The 16911-nt window shown below is 72.8% G+C and carries 11 protein-coding genes; 7 read left to right on the forward strand and 4 right to left on the reverse strand.

Going from position 1 to position 16911, the window contains the following annotated elements:
• Nucleotides 1-9: 9 nt before the first annotated feature.
• The 4 genes from ACIQPR_RS17445 to ACIQPR_RS17460 all read left to right on the forward strand — a co-directional run bounded on the left by ACIQPR_RS17445 (nt 10) and on the right by ACIQPR_RS17460 (nt 5388).
• Nucleotides 10-843, forward strand: a complete 834-nt coding sequence (locus tag ACIQPR_RS17445; protein WP_403648622.1) for an alpha/beta fold hydrolase — start codon at nt 10-12, stop codon at nt 841-843.
• Nucleotides 844-1022: 179 nt separating this feature from the next.
• Entirely contained in the window at nt 1023-1586 is a 564-nt protein-coding gene (locus ACIQPR_RS17450; protein WP_403648625.1) for a sigma-70 family RNA polymerase sigma factor, read from the forward strand.
• Between the two features lie 31 nt (nt 1587-1617).
• Entirely contained in the window at nt 1618-4383 is a 2766-nt protein-coding gene (locus ACIQPR_RS17455; RefSeq protein WP_403648628.1) for an AAA family ATPase, read from the forward strand.
• Nucleotides 4384-4476: 93 nt separating this feature from the next.
• Nucleotides 4477-5388, forward strand: coding sequence for an alpha/beta fold hydrolase (locus ACIQPR_RS17460; protein ID WP_403648631.1), 912 nt, complete (start codon nt 4477-4479; stop codon nt 5386-5388).
• 53 nt (nt 5389-5441) lie between these two features.
• Here ACIQPR_RS17460 and ACIQPR_RS17465 read toward each other — a convergent pair whose 3' ends face one another.
• The 4 genes from ACIQPR_RS17465 to ACIQPR_RS17480 form a co-directional block, all read right to left on the reverse strand.
• On the reverse strand, nt 5442-8222 hold the full coding sequence (locus ACIQPR_RS17465) for an AAA family ATPase (RefSeq protein ID WP_403648634.1): 2781 nt from the start codon (nt 8220-8222) through the stop codon (nt 5442-5444).
• 111 nt (nt 8223-8333) lie between these two features.
• A complete protein-coding gene (locus ACIQPR_RS17470; protein ID WP_403648637.1) occupies nt 8334-11048 on the reverse strand; it encodes an ATP-binding protein in 2715 nt (904 codons plus the stop codon).
• A gap of 343 nt (nt 11049-11391) precedes the next feature.
• Nucleotides 11392-12165, reverse strand: a complete 774-nt coding sequence (locus tag ACIQPR_RS17475) for a serine/threonine protein kinase (RefSeq protein WP_403648640.1) — start codon at nt 12163-12165, stop codon at nt 11392-11394.
• 59 nt (nt 12166-12224) lie between these two features.
• The gene (locus ACIQPR_RS17480; RefSeq protein WP_403648643.1) at nt 12225-13280 is read right to left on the reverse strand and encodes a LacI family DNA-binding transcriptional regulator; all 1056 of its coding nucleotides are present in this window, start codon (nt 13278-13280) and stop codon (nt 12225-12227) included.
• A 330-nt stretch (nt 13281-13610) separates the two neighbouring features.
• Here ACIQPR_RS17480 and ACIQPR_RS17485 point away from each other — a divergent pair, with 330 nt between their 5' ends.
• Genes ACIQPR_RS17485 through ACIQPR_RS17495 form a run of 3 tightly spaced genes read left to right on the forward strand, consistent with a single transcriptional unit; the run spans nt 13611 to nt 16851 of the window.
• Complete coding sequence (locus ACIQPR_RS17485; RefSeq protein WP_403648646.1) at nt 13611-14930, forward strand: ABC transporter substrate-binding protein; 1320 nt, start codon at nt 13611-13613, stop codon at nt 14928-14930.
• Complete coding sequence (locus tag ACIQPR_RS17490) at nt 14927-15949, forward strand: carbohydrate ABC transporter permease (protein WP_403648649.1); 1023 nt, start codon at nt 14927-14929, stop codon at nt 15947-15949. Before ACIQPR_RS17485 ends, ACIQPR_RS17490 begins: the two co-directional genes overlap by 4 nt.
• Nucleotides 15946-16851, forward strand: coding sequence for a carbohydrate ABC transporter permease (locus tag ACIQPR_RS17495; RefSeq protein WP_403648652.1), 906 nt, complete (start codon nt 15946-15948; stop codon nt 16849-16851). The genes ACIQPR_RS17490 and ACIQPR_RS17495 overlap by 4 nt, the downstream gene beginning before the upstream one ends.
• The last annotated feature ends 60 nt before the right edge of the window (nt 16852-16911 follow it).

Below are 16911 nucleotides of genomic sequence, written 5' to 3' on the forward strand. Positions count from 1 at the left end.
GGAACCGACATGCCGTACATCACCACCGGGCGGGAGAACTCCGCCGACATCGAGCTGTACTACGAGGACCACGGGAGCGGGCAGCCCGTCGTGCTGATCCACGGCTACCCGCTGGACGGCCACTCCTGGGAGAAGCAGCTCCCGGCCCTGCTGGCGGCGGGCCACCGGGTCATCACCTACGACCGGCGCGGCTTCGGCCGGTCCTCGCAGCCGACCACGGGCTACGACTACGACACCTTCGCCGCCGATCTCGACGCGGTGCTGACCGGTCTCGACCTCACCGACGCGGTGCTCGTCGGGTTCTCCATGGGCACCGGGGAGGTGGGCCGCTACCTGGGCACGTACGGCTCGCAGCGGATCGCCAAGGCGGCCTTCCTCGCCTCCCTCGAACCCTTCCTGGTGAAGACCGACGACAATCCGGGCGGTGTGGACCGGTCCGTCTTCGACGGCATCCTGGAGGCGGTCACCAAGGACCGCTACGCCTACTTCACCGGTTTCTACGAGGCGTTCTACAACCTGGACGAGACGCTCGGCAGCCGGATCAGCGAAGAGGCGGTGCGGGCGAGCTGGAACGTGGCGGCCGGCGCGTCGGCGCACGCGTCGGTGGCCTGTGTGCCCACCTGGATCACCGACTTCCGGGCCGACGTGGCGAAGATCGACGTACCGACGCTGATCCTGCACGGCACCGGAGACCGCATCCTGCCGATCGACTCCACCGGGCGGCCGTTCCACGCGCTGCTGCCCTCGGCCGAATACGTCGAGATCGAGGGCGCCCCGCACGGCCTGCTGTGGACGCACGCCGAAGAGGTCAACGCCGCGCTGCTGGCGTTCCTCGCCAAGTAGTCGCGCGCGGAAGGAAACCGGGCGGCGCGGGTCGCCGTGCCGCCCGGTGCCCGCGCGTGTTGCCCGCACCCGTCGCCCGCGCCCGCGCCCATTGCCGGTGCCCGTGAAGCACCCGCGCCCGTGTCCGTGAAGCACCCGTGTGATTCCCGGCCCGGAACAGATACAGAGGGGACCATGTCATGCCCAGCGCAACCATCGCGGCCACCGGGCCCGGCCGGACCCCGGAGCCGGCTCCCGCACACCGCCACCACCCCCCGCACGAACACCTCCTCGGGACACTGGCGGCGAACCACTCCAGGCCGCTCCTCGCCTACGTCGAACGCATCCTGGGCGAGCGCCACACCGCGGAGGACATCGTGCAGGAGACCCTGATCCGCGCCTGGCGCCACTCCGAGCGGCTCTGCGCCAACGACGGTTCCCTGCACGGCTGGCTGCTCACCGTGGCCCGCAACCTCGCCATCGACCGCTTACGCAGCGCCTACTCCCGCCACGAGGTCCCGGGCGTAGAGCACCCCGGCACACTCCTGGACAACCACGCCGACGCGGTGGCCACCTCGGTCGACACCGCGGCCCTGCTGGGGCACCTCTCGGACGAACACCAGGAAGTCCTCGTCCACATCTACCTGCACGACAGGACCGTGCAGGAGACCGCCCGGATCCTGGGCATCCCCCCGGGCACCGTCAAGTCCCGCCAGCACTACGCACTGCGCCGGCTCCGCAACCGCGTGACGGCTGCTGCCTGAGACCCGGCCGCCGAAAAGAATGGGGACTTTCATGGTGTCGTCCGGCGTCCACCGCGCGACCGCGCCGCCCATGGTCGGCCGGCTCCCGGAGCGAGCGGCGATCGACCGACTGCTCCGGTCGGTCCGTGACGGCTTCAGCCAGGCCCTGGTGCTCCACGGCGACGCGGGCGTGGGCAAGTCCCGGCTGCTGGAGTACGCCGCCGAGTCCGCCCAGGACCTGACCGTCGTCAGGCTGGTCGGCGTCGAGGCCGAGACCCGGCTCGGCTACGGGGCGCTGCACCGGCTCCTACGGCCCTGTCTGCACCGGCTCTCCGTGCTGCCGCAGCGCCAACGCGACGCCCTGAGCGGCGCGTTCGGGCTCGCCGAGGCGGCGCCCTCGGACCGCCGGCTGGTCGGATCGGCCGCGCTGACGCTGCTCTCGGACTCGGCGGCGGCGGCGCCGACGCTCTGCCTGGTCGACGACGTGCAGTGGCTGGACCGCGAGTCGGCGGAGGTCCTGGCGTTCCTGGGCCGGCGGCTGTACGCCGACTCCCTCGGGCTGCTGTTCGCCGCCCGCGACGGGACCGGCGGCCAGAACGTGTTCGGTGACCTGCCCGCCCTCCGGCTGGAAGGACTCGCGGCCCCGGAGGCCAGGGCTCTGCTGACCACCGGTGTGACCGGGCACCTGGACCGGGCGGTCGCCGAACGGCTCGTCACCGGGACCGGCGGCAACCCGCTCGCACTCCTCGAACTGGCGGTGAACCTGGGCCCGGAACAGCTGGCCGGGGTCGCGCCGCTGCCCGAACCGCTGCCGGTGGAGCAGCAGTTGGAGGAGCACTTCCGGCGGGCGGCGGCGCTGCTGCCCGCCGACACCCAGACCCTGCTGCTGCTCATGGCCACCGCGCCGGGGGACGACCGGGCGACGCTGTGGCGCGCGGCCGGCGCCCTGGGGCTGTCCGCCCGGTCCGCCGAGCCCGCGGTGGCCGCCGGGATACTGGATCACGGGTCCACCGCCGGATTCCGTCACCCGCTGATCCGGTCGGCGGTGCACTCGGCCGCGTCCGCCGAGGAGCTGCGCGACGTCCAGGCGGCGCTGGCCGCCGCCAGCGCCCCCGAGCGCCGCGCCTGGCATCTGGCGGAGGCGACGGACGGTCCCGACGACGACGTGGCCGCGGCGCTCGAAGCCGCCTCCGACCTGGCCCGCGCGCGTGGCGGCTACTCCGAGCAGGCCCTCGTCCTCACCCGGGCGGCCGAGCTGACCGCCCGTCCGGGCCGGCGGGCCGAGCGGTATCTCGACGCGGCGGCGGCACACCTGACCTCGGGCAATCTGCCCGCGGTCACACCGCTGCTCGAACTCGCCACGCCCGACCTCGCGGGCCCGGCGGCCCGGGGCCGCGCGACCGGGCTGCGGGCGTCCGTCGAGATGGTCTGCGCCCGTCCCCGCGAGGTGCCCGCGATGCTGCTGGCGGCGGTGGCCGACCTGGGTCCCGGCGACCCCGCGGCGAGCTGGGACCTGCTGCGCGAGGCGACGCACGCGGCGATCATCAGCGGCCGGATGATCACCGGGACGACTCCCCACGAGGTCGCCAGGGCCGCCGCCGACGCCTGGCACGACACGGGGTCGCCGGCCGGGAGCGCCGATCCGCTGACAGCCGCGTTGGCGCGCTCGATCGCCTACGGCTACGCGGCGGGAGCCCCCGCCCTGGCCGCGGCCCTGGCCCGGTTGCGGACGGCGGGCGAACTCCAGGAGCAGAACACGTTCAGCACCATGGTCAGTCTCGCGGGCGACGAGCTGTGGGACATCGAGGCCAAGCGGGAGATCCTCGGAAAGCTGGTGACCGCGGACCGCGGCCGGGGAGCGCTCTACGGGCTGAGCATGGACCTGTTCGCCCTCGCCACCGTCGAGATCTGGAACGGCCGGTTCACCGCCGCCGAGAGCTGCTACAGCGAGTCGTACGACTACCTGGCCGCGACCGGATACGGCGTGCCCGGGGACTTCCACAAGGCGCTGTTGTACGCCTGGACCGGTCGGGAGGCCGAGCTGCGGGCGGCGGTCGCGACGATGCGGGCCACCTCCGAGGAGCTGGGGATCTCCATGCACCGGTGGATCGGGCAGGCGCTGAGCATCTTCGAGATCGGTCGCGGGCGGTACCGGGAGGCACTCGACGCCCAGCTCGCGGTGTTCGCCGACGATCCGCTGGTCCTCGGCGACATCAACCTCGCCGGGATGGTCGAGGCCGGGCTGCGGGCCGGCGACCGGGAGGCCGCCGCGACGGCTATGGCCCGTATGGAGGAGCGCGCTCCGCTGGCCGGGACCCCGTGGGCGCTGGGACTGCTCGCCCGCTGCCGGGCCCTGACGAGCGAGGACGACGGAGCCGAGGAGCTGTACCGGGAGTCGATCGCGTGGCTCGGGAAGGTCCCGGTGGCCGTGGAGCTGGCCTGGTCGCGCCTGCTGTTCGGCGAGTGGCTGCGCAGACGCCGGCGGCGCGCCGACGCCAGGGTCCAACTGCGGTCCGCCTACGAGGACTTCGCGTCCTGGGGAGCGGCGCCGTTCGCGGAGCGGGCGAGGGTGGAGCTGCTGGCCACCGGGGAGCGGGCCCGCAGACGCACGGTCGACACCCGGTTCGACCTCACCCCGCAGGAACGCCAGGTCGCGGTGCTGGCCGCCTCCGGGCTGACCAACGCCGAGATCGCGACCCAGTCGTTCGTCACCACCTCGACCGTCGAGTTCCATCTGAGCAGGGTGTTCCGCAAGCTCGGGATCACCTCGCGCAAGCAGATCGGGAGCAGGCTGCGTGACACGGGTTCCGGCGGATGACGGCGGGGCGGCGCTCGCACAAGCCGTTGCGTCACTTCACCGTCACCACCACCGTCATCACCCCGGCCCACCAGGAGAGAAGGAGAGACGGTCGTGACGAGGCCTGCGGCACCGTCCGGCGCACCGAGGCTGACGGATCATGCCGGTGTCCCGCTCACCCACCACCGGCCGCGGGTCGGCGGGGTCGATCTGCACTGCGCGACGGGCGGCAGCGGTGATCCGGTCGTGCTGATCCACGGGGTGCCGAAGACGATGTTCTTCTGGCGCCACGTCATCCCGCTGCTGACCCCGCACCACACGGTCGTGGCGGTGGACCTGCGCGGCTTCGGCGGCTCCGGCCGTCCCACGACGGGGTACGACACCCGGACCCTGGCCGCCGACATCGCCGGGCTCATGGCCCGGCTGGGACACGAGCGGTACCGCGTGGTGGGCGAGGACTGGGGTGCGGCCGTCGCCTACGCGGTGGCGGCCTTCCACCGCCCGAACGTCGTCCAGCTCGTCTTCCAGGAGACGCGACTGCCCGGCCTGCCCGTGCCCGACCTCGGGCCGCTGGACGCCGAGGATCCGCGTACCGGCTGGCACCGCGCGCTGTTCGGCCTGCCGCACTACCCCGAACTGCTGATCACCGGCCGGGAGCGCGCCTTCTGGACGTACTTCATGCGGCGGATCATGTGGGACCCGAGCGCGTACACGGACGCCGACGAGGACGAGTACACCCGGGGGCTGAAGCAACCGGGCGGAAACCACGCGGTGTTCGAGCTGTACCGGGCGACCGGGACCGACGCAGCCCAGAACCGGCCGCAGTTCGCCGTCCCGCTGGAATGCCCGGTGCTGGCCGTCGGGGGACGCGCCTACCTCGCCGAGGAGCCCGGGGAGCAGATGGCCCAGGTCGCGCTGGACGTCACCCCGGTGGTGATCGAGCGGGCGGGGCACAACATCCCGTTGGAGGCACCCGCCGAACTCGCCCGCCACTACCTCGACTTCTTCGCGAGCGCGCCGCAGTGACGGGCGGGCGGGGGCGGTCGGGGAGGAGTCGGCCGGGGAGGAGGCGGCCGGGGTCAGCCCCCGGCCGCCGGGTCCGGTTCGCCGATCGCGTGGGGGATCTGCTTCCGGGAGGTGATGCCCAACTTGCGAAACACCTTGCTGAGATGGAACTCGACGGTCGAGGCGGTGACGAACAGCCGTGTCGCGATCTCCCCGTTGGTCAGCCCGGAGGCGGCCATGGAGGCCACCTGCCGCTCCCGCGGGGTGAGTTCGAACCGGCCGGCCTCCTCGGTCCGCCTGCGGGCCTTCTCCCCGGTGGCCAGCAGCTCGATCCGGGCACGTTCGGCGTACGGCACCGCGCCGAAGGCGTCGAAGCTCTCGTAGGCGGCGCGCAGTTGCCTCCGGGCGTCGGAGCGCCGTTTGCGGCGGCGCAGCCACTCGCCGAACAGCAGCCGGGCGCGGGCGAGTTCGAGTCCCAGCGGGGCCTGCCCCAGCAGGTCGACGGACTCCTGGTAGAACTTCTCGGCCTCGTCGCCGTCCGCCGTCAGCGCCCGGCCCAGGGCCAGGGCGCCCAACGCCCAGGGCGTACCGGCGAGCGGGGCGCGCTCCTCCAGCCGCGCCAGGGCCGCGTCGGCGAGGTCCGGGTCACCCGCGCGTACGGCGGCCTCGACGAGCAGCGGGAGGACGAGATTCCCGCAGCCCGGGGGGTCGCTCTCGAAAACGGCCCGCGCGTGCCGCGTCGCCTGCCGATAGCGGCCCTGCCCCACCTCGAACAGGGCCAGCGCGTGCTGCGCCATCAGCTGGAGCACACCGTGCCCCAGTCTCTTCATCTCGGCGGCCAGCCGCACCGCCGTCCGCAGCTCGGCCTCCCGGCCGGTCAGGGCGAACAGGAGAAGCCTGTGGATCTCTCCGCCACCGGGAAATCCGATGGTGGACGTGATGTCGTCGAACTCGGCGTAGCGGACCTCCGCCTCCGTGAACCGTCCGTCCCAGAGTCGGTAGTACGCCTCGACCAGCAGGGTCATGCTCAGCGTGTACAGGGCGCCGGCGTCGCGGTCCGCCGCCGCCAGGCGGTCGGCGATCTCCCGCCCGGCCAGGACGTCCCACAGATCGTCGCAGGCCGTGGCCAGCATCACCGCGAACGGACTGTTGGTGTCACCGATCGTCCCGCCGACCCGCAGCTCGTCCAGGGCGGTGCGCAGCACGGGCGCGCCCCGCTCGTAGCCCTCGGCCAGGCGCCGGCCCAGCCCCTCCACCAACAGGTCCCGGCCGCGTGCCGCGGAGTCCGGTTCGTGCCGGGCGGCGACGACGGCCGCCGCGACCTCGATCAGCGACGTGCCCCGTACGGTGTCGCGGCCGACCACCGCGGCGTGCAGTGCCTCGCGGAGCAACTCCCAGGTCAACCGCGGGTCCTGCGCGCCGAGCGCGGTCACGGCGCCCATCAGCATCGCCGGGACGTCGGCGACGAGGATCTGGAACATCTGGGAGGTCGCCCGCATCCGCAGTTCCCGGGTGCGCATCACCGGGCCGTGGATCCCGGCGCCGGCCAGGTCCAGCGCCGTCCCGGCCGCCGCCGCGTCGCCCGACATCAGATGGGCCTGCGCCGCGTCGAGCAGCCGCTCGGACCGGGTGTGCGGGTCGCCGGTGAGTTCGGCGGCGCGCGCGAGGAACAGGGCCTGCTGGGAGTAGCCGCCGCGGGCGCGGGCCCGTTCGGAGGCCGCCGCCAGGTCGTCGGCGACGGCGTCGTCCACGCCCTCGGCGGCCTCGGCCCGGTGCCAGGCGCGGCGGTCGGCGTCCCGTACGGGGTCGCAGGCGGCGGCCAGGGCCGCGTGCGCGCGGCGGCGCTCGCCTGGTCCGGCTCCGGCGTAGACCGCCGAGCGGATCAGGGGGTGCCGGAAGGCCGTCGGGGTGTCCCGGCCGAGGATGCCCGCGGTGACCGCGGGCCGGCCGGCGCGGGCGGACAGCCCCAGCCGCCCGGCGGCCCGCCACATCATCCCGGTGTCGTCCGAGGGGGCCGCCGCGAGCAGCAGCAACAGGGTTCTCGTCGCGGGCGGCAGGGTGCGCACCAGGTGCTGGAAATGGCCCTCCAGCAGCTGTCCCACCGGCAGCGGATCGGGCAGCGGGGCGATGCCGGACAGCTGCTCGGTGCTCAGGGCGTCGGCCAGTTCCAGCAGTGCGAGGGGGTTGCCCGCGGTGCCGGTGACGATCCGGCCGGCCACGTCCTGGTCCAGTCGCCGGGGGCCCGCGGAGAGCAGGGCCTTGGCCTCCGGTTCGGTGAGACCGGTCACGGAGTGGGTGTTCAGCGCGTCGAACAGGCGGTTGTCCCCGAGCCCGTCGCGGACGGCGATGATCAGGCCCAGGGAGTCGGCGTGCACGCGGCGGGCGGTGAACGCGAGCGCCTCGGCCGACTCGCGGTCCAGCCACTGCGCGTCGTCCAGCAGGAACAGCAGCGGCTCGTCGGCGGCGGCCCCGGACAGCAGGGTGAGGGTCGCGAGCCCGACCAGGTAGCGGTCCGCGGGCGGTCCCGGCACCAGGCCGAGGGCGGTGTCCAACGCGGCCCGCTGCGGGCCGGGCAGCCGGTCCGTCCGGTTCAGGAAGGGGCGCAGCAGCCGGTGCAGCGCGCCGTAGCCGAGCCCGGTCTCGGGTTCGACGGCGGTCAGCCGGACCACGCGGAGTTCGGCGGCGCGGGCGGCGGCGTACTCAAGGAGCCGGGTCTTGCCGATGCCCGGTTCGCCGGTCAGGACCAGGACTCCGCCGAGGCCGTCGCGCACCTGGTCGAGCAGTTCCTCGACGGCTTCGCGTTCGGTGTGGCGTCCGACCATCCGCGGCCCGGTCCGGCCGCCGTTCCCCACCATGGGTCCGCTCCCCCGCTCGTCGATGTCCGGACAGTTGGAACGCTAGGAAGGGCGGGCCCGTGGAAGCGAGCGTCACATGACGGTGGTGTGCCGGTCGCGGTGGTGGGCCGGTCAGCGCAGGGCGCTGACCACCGTCCGCAGCTCGGCGCGCGAGGCCACGCCCAGCTTGGGGAAGATCCGGTGCAGGTGGGAGCTGACCGTGCGGTGCGAGAGGTAGAGCCGCTGGCCGATCTCCCGGTTGGTCAGCCCGTCGGCGGCGAGCTGGACGATCTGCAACTCGTGGGCGGTCAGCTGGTCGCGGGCGTCCGGGGCCCGGCGGCGGCTGGTCTCGCCGGCGGCGCGCAGTTCGCGGCGGGCCCGTTCGCCCCAGGGGATCACACCGAGCGCGTCGAACATGTCCCGGGCGGCACGGAGGTGGTCGCGGGACTCGACGCTGCGCCGCCGGCGCCGCAGCCATTCGCCGTAGGCCAGATGGGTGCGGGCCCTGATCAGCGGCCAGGGGCCGAGGTCGGCGCGCAGCGCGTCCGCGAAGAGCGGGTCGGCGTCCTCGCCGGCCGCCAACAGCGCCCGGACCAGCCGCAGTTCGGCGTGCAGCACCGGCGCGGAGGTGACCGCGGCGATCTGCTCCAGCTCGGCCACGACCGGGAGCACGAGTGGCAGCCGCCCGCAGTGCGCGGCCGAGTCGACCAGGTCGACGGCGGTCGTCAGCCGCAGGGCGACCTGGAACGCGGGGTCCGCCGGATCGTGCAGCCGGCGGAAGTGCCCGAAGGCCTCCTCGAACCGCCCGGTGCCCAGCGCGGCCAGCCCGCGGGCCATCGACGCGGTGGCCAGCACCGGACGCGCCCCGGCGGGCAGCCCGATCTCCTCCGCCTCCTCGGCCAGTCCCAGGGCGGAGTCCACCTCGCCGCGCAGGGCGGCCAGTTTGGCGGCGGTGGCGGTCATCAACGCGTACATCATGGTCTGGCTGGTCTCGCGCGCGAGTCCTCGCGACTCCTCGGTGGCGGCGATGGCCGCGCCGAGGTCGCCGACCACGAGCGCGCTCCACGCGTCCGCGCCGACCGTGCGGGCCAGCAGTCCCAGGCGTCCCTGGGCCCGCAGCGGCTCGGCGCCGGCCGCCGAGAACGCGCGCGCCAGGTCGAAGCCGCCGACGAGGAGCGCGGCGGTGCTGAGCATGCGGTAGGCGCGGCCGTCGTCGCCGTCCTTCAGGGCGACGTGCCGGGCCCGCTCCAGGACGAAGGTGCCGCGCTCGACCGGTGCGGCGTAGGCGCAGATGGCCAGCCGCCACGGGTCGAGTTCGTCGAGTTCCAGCCGCTCCACGGCCTCCAGGACGGTACGGCGGCCTTCCGGGCCGGGGTCGGACCAGAAGCAGAGCTGTGCGGCGCTCCACAGAATGCGCAGGGCCAGTGCCCGGTCCTGGGCGGCCATCTCCTCGGCGAGGGCGGTCAGGGAGTTGGCGCCCGAGGCGTGGCTGTGCAGTCCCTCGTCGAAGCTGCCGCGGAGCCAGACGACCGTGGCGTGCTGGCGGCGCGAGAGCGGGCCGGTGAGTGCCTGGTCCAGCAGCCGGGTCACGGTCTCGGGCCGGCCGAGTTCGACGGCGAAGTCGGCGGCGCGCAGCAGGCGTTCCACGCGGCGGTCGGCGTCCTCGCTGAGCGCGGCGGCCTGTTCGAGGACCGTGACGGCCGCCGCGATGCCGCCGCGGCGGGCGGCCCGGTGCGCGGCGTCCTCCAGCGCGGCGGCGACCGGCTCCGCCGGTTCGTCGGCCGCGGCGGCCCGGTGCCGCAGCTGCCGGTCGGGGTGCTCCCACAGGACGGCGGCGAGCGCCGCGTGCGCGGCGTGGCGGGCGCCGGCGGGCATGGTCTGGTGGATCGCCGACCGCATCAGCGGGTGCCCGAACCGCAGTTCGCCGCCGACGACGTGGACGAGGCGGGCGCGTACGGCGGGGTCGAGTTCCGGGGCTCCGGCGGTCGCGCCGGTGAACAGCCGGGTGGCGCGGTAGATCTCGGGGAGCGACGGGCTGTCGTCGAGGGCCGCGATCCGCAGCAGGTCCCGGGTGATGTCGGGCAGGGTCTCCAGGCGGTCGGTGAAGGCCCGTTCGAGCCGTTCGGTGAGCGGGAGTTGGGACATGTACGGATCGGCCGACGCGCGGAGGGAGCGGGAGAGTTCGGTCAGGGCCAGGGGGTTGCCGGCGGCCTCGGCGAGCAGTCGGCGGTGCGCGGTCGGCCGCAGGTGCGGGGCCCGGTCCGCCAGGATCTCCGCGGCCTGGCCGTCCGTGAGCGGGCCCAGGGGTACGGCGGTGAGTTCGTCGGAGTTCAGGCGGGAGCGGTAGCCGTCGCGTGCGGCGCCCACGATGACGACCGGTTCGGTGCCGATGCGGCGGGCCACGAAGGCCAGCACGCTGACGGTGGCGTCGTCGAGCCACTGGACGTCGTCGACGAGGACCAGGACCGGTGCGAGGGCGGCGGCGTCGGCCAGCAGGTTGAGGACCGCGAGACCGACCAGGAAGACGTCGGGGACTCCGGCTCCGGCGAGTCCGAGAGCGGTGTCCAGGGCCTGCCGGTGCGGGGTGGCGAGTTCGGCGGCTCCCGCGGCCAGGGGGCGCAGGACGAGCTGGAGTCCGGCGTAGGGGATGTCGCTCTCGGCCTCCACGCCGCTGGTGCGCAGGACCCGGTGGCCGAGCCCCTCGGCGAGGGTGGCGGTCTCCGCGAGCAGGGCCGTCTTGCCGATGCCGGGGGCGCCGCGCACCAGCACCGCGCTGCCCTGGCTCCGCGGCTCGGCCAGCAGCCGGCGCAACAGCTCCAGCTGATCGTCCCGACCGATGAGCTCCACATTCCCCCCATCAGCCGGGTCCCCGGACTCGGTCTGTCTGGAAGATCAGGGTACGTTGCCGCGGCCCGCGATTCGAACGGTTGACCAGGACAGGATGCGACGGACTCCCGCCGTGTCTCGGCCGTCCGGCCGGACGGGTGCGCCCGGCTCCCGGCGTGCGACCGCGTCCGCGTGGTGCGGCGACGCGGTCGTACGGCCGCGCGACGACCCGGCGGCGCATCCTGGCCCCGGCGGCGGACCCCCGGCCCGGGCGGCGAAAGGCCTGGTGTCCCGGCTCGGCGGTCGAGCGGCCTCCGCGACCGCGGCACCCACGTGCCCGGCCCGTCGGGCATCCGCCGCGCGGTCAGGTGGCGGCGCGCCACGCGTGTGTGAACTCCCGTACGCCCGCGAAGCGTTCGGCGGGGTCGGCGCGGGTCGCCCTTTCCAGTACGGACAGTTGACCCGCCGTACCGCGCCAGGCCCGGTGCTCACCCGCGTCGAGGAGGACATGGGCACTGCGGCCGAGGGCGTAGACCGTCGTACGGATGTCGACGCGGGTGCCCCGGTGCCACTCCTCGGGGGCCATGAAGCGGGCCGAGCCCGGGAGGCGGTCGTCGGCGAGGACGAAGGGGCCGGGGCGGTACTCGTCGAGGTCGACGAGGTGGAGCGCGTCGGCGCCGAAGTCGTACAGGAACGCGCCGTCGTAGAGGTCGACCGCCACCATCCCCGCGGCCTCCACCGCGAGATGCGCGTCCAGGATCCGGTCGACCGCGCGCAGCACGGAGGCGAGGGGCAGGGTGCGGAAGCGGGCGCGGGCGGGGCCGTAGAGGGACTCGCCGTGCCGCCAGGGCATGACCGTCGCCGTCCGGCCGCCGGGCACCGCGATCCGGTGCGCCTGCGGGACGATCGCCGGGTGCCGCACCGCCTGGTGGAAGGCCCAGCCGCGTTCAAGTGAGGCCTGGGCGGCGGGAGTTGTCGCCTCCTTCACGAACCACCGCTCGCCGCCCGGGAGTTGGACGCCGTAGGAGACGCATCCGGAGTCCTGTTCCCGGAACACCCGGAACACCTCGCCGACCGTGCGCAGGTGGGGCTCGACGGCGGGGATCTCGTCGACGGCCAGCAGGGGGTGGGGAGTCATGGGCAGCAGTGTGGAGGTCGCCACCGGCCCGTGTCGCCGCTTTGCGGCGGTTACCCCCTTCAGGAGGACGCCCGCGTCACCAACTCCGTGGCCAGTACCGCCTGCCGGCGCTCCAGTTCGCGGGAGGTGGCCGGTCTGCGGTCCGCGATCTCGGTGAGGAGGAGGTCGATCATCGCGCGGCCCATCTCCTCGATGGGCTGGCGGACGCTGGTCAGGGGCGGGTCCATGTGGCGGGCGATGGCCGAGTCGTCGTAGCCGACGAGGGCCACGTCGTCGGGGATCACCCGGCCCTCCTCGCGCAGCACCTGGCGGGCGCCGGCCGCCATGACGTCGGAGCCGGCGAAGACCGCGTCGACGTCGGGGCGGCGGGCGAGCAGTTCCTTCATCGCGCGCCGGCCGCCCTCCTCGGTGAAGTCGCCCGGCTGGATGAGGTGTTCGTCCACCGGGTGGCCCGCGTCGAGCAGCGCCTCGCGGTAGCCGTCGACGCGGCGCTGGGCGCCGTACACGTCGAGGCGGCCGGTGATGTGGGCGATGCGGGTGCGGCCCCGGGCGAGCAGGTGCTCGACCGCCGAGCGGGCGCCGCCGTAGTTGTCGGAGTCGACGGAGGTGAGCGTCTCGGCCGCCGAGCGCGGGCCGCTGATCACCGCGGGGATCTCCAGTTGCGCGAGCAGGTCCGGCAGCGGGTCGTCCGCGTGGACGGAGACGAGGAGGACGCCGTCGACGCGGTGGGCGGCCAGGTACTGGGCCAGGCGCTGCCGTTCGCGGTCGCTGCCCGCGAAGATCAGCAGCAACTGCATCTCGGTTTCGGAGAGTTCGGCGCCGACGCCCTTGAGCATGTCCGAGAAGTAGGGCTCCGCGAAGAAGCGGGTCTCCGGCTCGGGGACGACGAGGGCGATGGCGTCGGTGCGGTTCGCGGCCAGGGCGCGGGCGGCCGTGTTGGGGACGTAGCCGAGTTCGGCGACCGCCGCCTCCACCGCGGCGCGGGTCGCGTCGCTGACTCTTGGCGAACCGTTGATGACCCGGGAGACCGTGCCGCGGCCCACACCGGCGCGCGCCGCGACCTCCTCCAAGGTCGGCCGGCCGCCGCTCCGGCCCCGCGCTCCGTGGCTTGCCATTGGCTCCGCCTCCTGTAGACCCACCCATTGGCCTGGAATGTAACAGTCCTGATCAGGGAAGCGGGGCGTGCGGAGCCCCGCCTCCGGCCGATTCCCCGCCTCCCGCCGGGTTTGCTAACGGACGAATAACTGAACGCATCTCTCCGCGTCCGGTCCCTTGACACCCCCGCGCGAACCGACGACTCTTCAACACATCACCGGTGGGAGCGCTCCCACGGTACCTGACACATACACATCCCGCACGTTCCCCGCCCGAGCCGCAGCGTGAACTAACGGGCCCAACAATGCAGTTGGCCGGGGGGTCGGCACGTCAGGCAACAGGAGGACGCAATGCGCACGAGTACCCGACGGTCCCATCGGCTGATGGCCCTCGCGGCCGTCGCCGCCCTGACCACAGGGGTGCTGGCCGGTTGCTCCAGCGACTCGGACGGCACCTCGTCGAAAGCGAGTGACAGCGGCAAGGGCAAGACCACGCTGACCGTCGGTACCTTCGGCGTCTTCGGCTACAAGCAGGCCGGTCTGTACGACGAGTACATGAAGCTGCACCCGAACATCACCATCAAGGAGGACGTCACCACCCGTACCGACGTGTACTGGCCCAAGGTCCTCACCCGGCTCCAGGCCGGCGCGGGCACCGACGACATCCAGGCCATCGAGGTCGGCAACATCACCGAGGCCGTGCAGACGCAGGCCGACAAGTTCGTCGACCTCGGCAAGGACGTCGACAAGTCCCAGTGGCTGCCCTGGAAGAACGCCCAGGCCACCACCAAGGACGGCAAGCAGATCGGCCTCGGCACCGACACCGGCCCGATGGCGATCTGCTACCGCAAGGACCTCTTCAAGAAGGCCGGTCTGCCCACCGACCGCACCCAGCTCGCCGCCCTGTGGAAGGGCGACTGGACGAAGTACGTCAATGTCGGCAAGGACTACATGAAGAAGGCGCCCAAGGGCACCAAGTTCGTGGACTCCGCCTCCTCCGTCTACAACGCGGCCATCGGCGGCGAGAGCCAGCGGTACTACGACAAGGACGGCAACGTCATCTGGGACAAGTCGACCGGTGTGAAGGCGGCCTGGAACGCGGCGATGGAGGTCGCGACCAGCAACATGTCGGCGAAGCTCAAGCAGTTCGACCCGACCTGGGACCAGGGCTTCGCCAACGCCAGCTTCGCGACGGTGGCCTGCCCCGCCTGGATGATCGGCTACATCCAGGAGAAGTCCGGCAGCTCCGGCAGCGGCAACTGGGACGTGGCGGCGGCGCCGACCGCGGCCAACTGGGGCGGTTCCTTCCTCGGGGTCCCGACGGCCTCCAAGCACCAGGCCGACGCCGTCGCGCTGGCGAAGTGGCTGACCGCGCCCGAACAGCAGGAGAAGGTCTTCGCCAAGCAGGCCAGCTTCCCGTCCACCCCGGCCGCGTACCCGAACCTGAAGCCGGCCGCCGCCACGACGGCCTACTTCTCGAACGCGCCGATCACCCAGATCTTCTCCGACTCGGCGAAGACGATCCCGGTGCAGGTCTTCGGCATCAAGGACCAGCCGATCGGCACCGCGATCACCGACGTCGGCATCCTCCAGGTGGAGCAGAAGGGCAAGACCCCGGCCCAGGGATGGAGCGCCGCCACCAAGGAGATCAAGGACGTGCTCGGGCAGTGAGCAGTTCCAAGCAGGCCCTCGCACACCCCGCGCCGGGCTCCGGCGCCGCGCCCGGCCACCAGCCGGGCGCGGCCCGCGGCGGTCGCGGTACGCCGGCGCCCGGCCCGAGTTCGTGGCGGAGCCGGCTGTACCGCTGGGACATGAAGGCGTCGCCGTACGCGTTCATCTCCCCCTTCTTCCTCGTCTTCGGGGCCTTCGGCCTCATCCCGCTGCTGTACACGGCCTGGTACTCGCTGCACAACGTGCAGTTGTCGTCGCTGGACCACAAGAGCTGGGCGGGGCTGGACAACTACCGGAACCTGTTGTCCTCGGACTTCTTCTGGAACGCGCTGAAGAACACCTTCACCATCGGCCTGATCTCCACCGTGCCGCAGCTGTTGATGGCGATCGGGATCGCGCATCTGCTCAACTACCGGCTGCGCGGTTCGACCGTGTGGCGGGTCGTGATGCTCACTCCGTACGCCACCTCGGTGGCCGCGGCCACCCTCGTCTTCACGCTGCTGTACTCGTGGGACGGCGGGATGATCAACTGGCTGCTGCACTTCGTGGGTGTGGACGCGATCAACTGGCGTGAGTCCACGTGGGGTTCGCAGTTCGCGGTGTCGTCGATCGTGATCTGGCGCTGGACGGGGTACAACGCGCTGATCTACCTCGCCGCGATGCAGGCGATCCCCGCCGACCTCTACGAGTCGGCGGCGATCGACGGCGCGAACCGCTGGCAGCAGTTCCGCCATGTGACGATCCCCCAGCTGCGCCCCACCATCCTCTTCACGGTGGTCGTCTCCACCATCGGCGCGACCCAGCTCTTCGGCGAGCCCCTGCTGTTCGGCGGGGTCAGCGGTTCGAAGGGCGGCTCCGAGCACCAGTACCAGACGCTCGGTCTGTACATGTACGACCAGGGCTGGATCATCGGCAACCTCGGCAAGGCGTCCGCTATCGCCTGGTCGATGTTCCTGATCCTGCTGATCGTCGCCGCGATCAACCTGCTGTTCACCCGACGGCTGAGGAAGTCCCAATGACCACAAGCGAATTGACACTCCCTCAGGATCAGGCGCCGGTACCGGTCGTCCACCGCCCGCGCCGCCGGGTGATGGGCGCGGGCAAGCAGCTGCACGCGGGTCCGCTGACCTACGTCGTCCTGGTGGTCTTCGCGCTGGTCTCGCTGGCCCCGCTGGTGTGGACGGCCATCGCGGCCTCGCGCACCAACACACGGCTCGCCCAGACCCCGCCGCCGCTGTGGTTCGGCGGGAACCTGTTCAAGAACCTCCAGACGGCCTGGGACCAGGCCGGCATGGGCACCGCGATGTTCAACTCCACGGTCGTCGCGGGGACCATCACCATCGGCACGGTGCTGTTCTCCACCCTGGCGGGCTTCGCCTTCGCCAAGCTGAAGTTCCGCTTCTCCAGCACCCTGCTCCTGCTGACCATCGGCACGATGATGATCCCGCCCCAACTGGCCGTCGTGCCGCTGTACTTGTGGATGGCGGACCTGCACTGGTCGAACCATCTCCAGACGGTGATCCTGCCGACCCTGGTCAGCGCCTTCGGTACGTTCTTCATGCGCCAGTACCTGGTGCAGGCCCTGCCGACGGAGCTGATCGAGGCGGCGCGGGTGGACGGCGCGAGCAGCCTGCGCGTGGTCTGGCACGTGGTCTTCCCGGCCGCCCGCCCGGCGATGGCGGTGCTGGGCCTCCTGACCTTCGTGATGGCCTGGAACGACTTCCTCTGGCCGATCATCGCCCTCAACCAGCAGAACCCCACCGTCCAGGTCGCCCTGAACTCCCTCGGCACCGGCTACATCCCCGACCAGTCAGTGATCATGGCGGGCGCGCTGCTGGGTACGCTTCCGCTGCTGATCGCCTTCCTGCTCTTCGGCAAGCAGATCGTGGGGGGAATCATGCAGGGCGCGGTCAAGGGCTGACGCCCGATCCGGGGCCGGGCACAGCCGGCGCTCGGCCCCTTCCACCCCCTCCTCCGCCTC

This window comes from Streptomyces sp. NPDC091280, from assembly GCF_044768565.1.
Lineage (GTDB): Bacteria > Actinomycetota > Actinomycetes > Streptomycetales > Streptomycetaceae > Streptomyces.

What these genes read in the sequence shown, in the direction of transcription:
- ACIQPR_RS17445 (WP_403648622.1), top strand. Translation starts at nt 10, where the DNA reads ATGCCGTACATCACCACCGGGCGGGAGAACTCCGCCGACATCGAGCTG.
- ACIQPR_RS17450 (WP_403648625.1), top strand. Translation starts at nt 1,023, where the DNA reads ATGCCCAGCGCAACCATCGCGGCCACCGGGCCCGGCCGGACCCCGGAG.
- ACIQPR_RS17455 (WP_403648628.1), top strand. Translation starts at nt 1,618, where the DNA reads ATGGTGTCGTCCGGCGTCCACCGCGCGACCGCGCCGCCCATGGTCGGC.
- ACIQPR_RS17465 (WP_403648634.1), bottom strand. Translation starts at nt 8,222, where the DNA reads ATGGTGGGGAACGGCGGCCGGACCGGGCCGCGGATGGTCGGACGCCAC.
- ACIQPR_RS17475 (WP_403648640.1), bottom strand. Translation starts at nt 12,165, where the DNA reads ATGACTCCCCACCCCCTGCTGGCCGTCGACGAGATCCCCGCCGTCGAG.
- ACIQPR_RS17480 (WP_403648643.1), bottom strand. Translation starts at nt 13,280, where the DNA reads ATGGCAAGCCACGGAGCGCGGGGCCGGAGCGGCGGCCGGCCGACCTTG.
- ACIQPR_RS17485 (WP_403648646.1), top strand. Translation starts at nt 13,611, where the DNA reads ATGCGCACGAGTACCCGACGGTCCCATCGGCTGATGGCCCTCGCGGCC.
- ACIQPR_RS17495 (WP_403648652.1), top strand. Translation starts at nt 15,946, where the DNA reads ATGACCACAAGCGAATTGACACTCCCTCAGGATCAGGCGCCGGTACCG.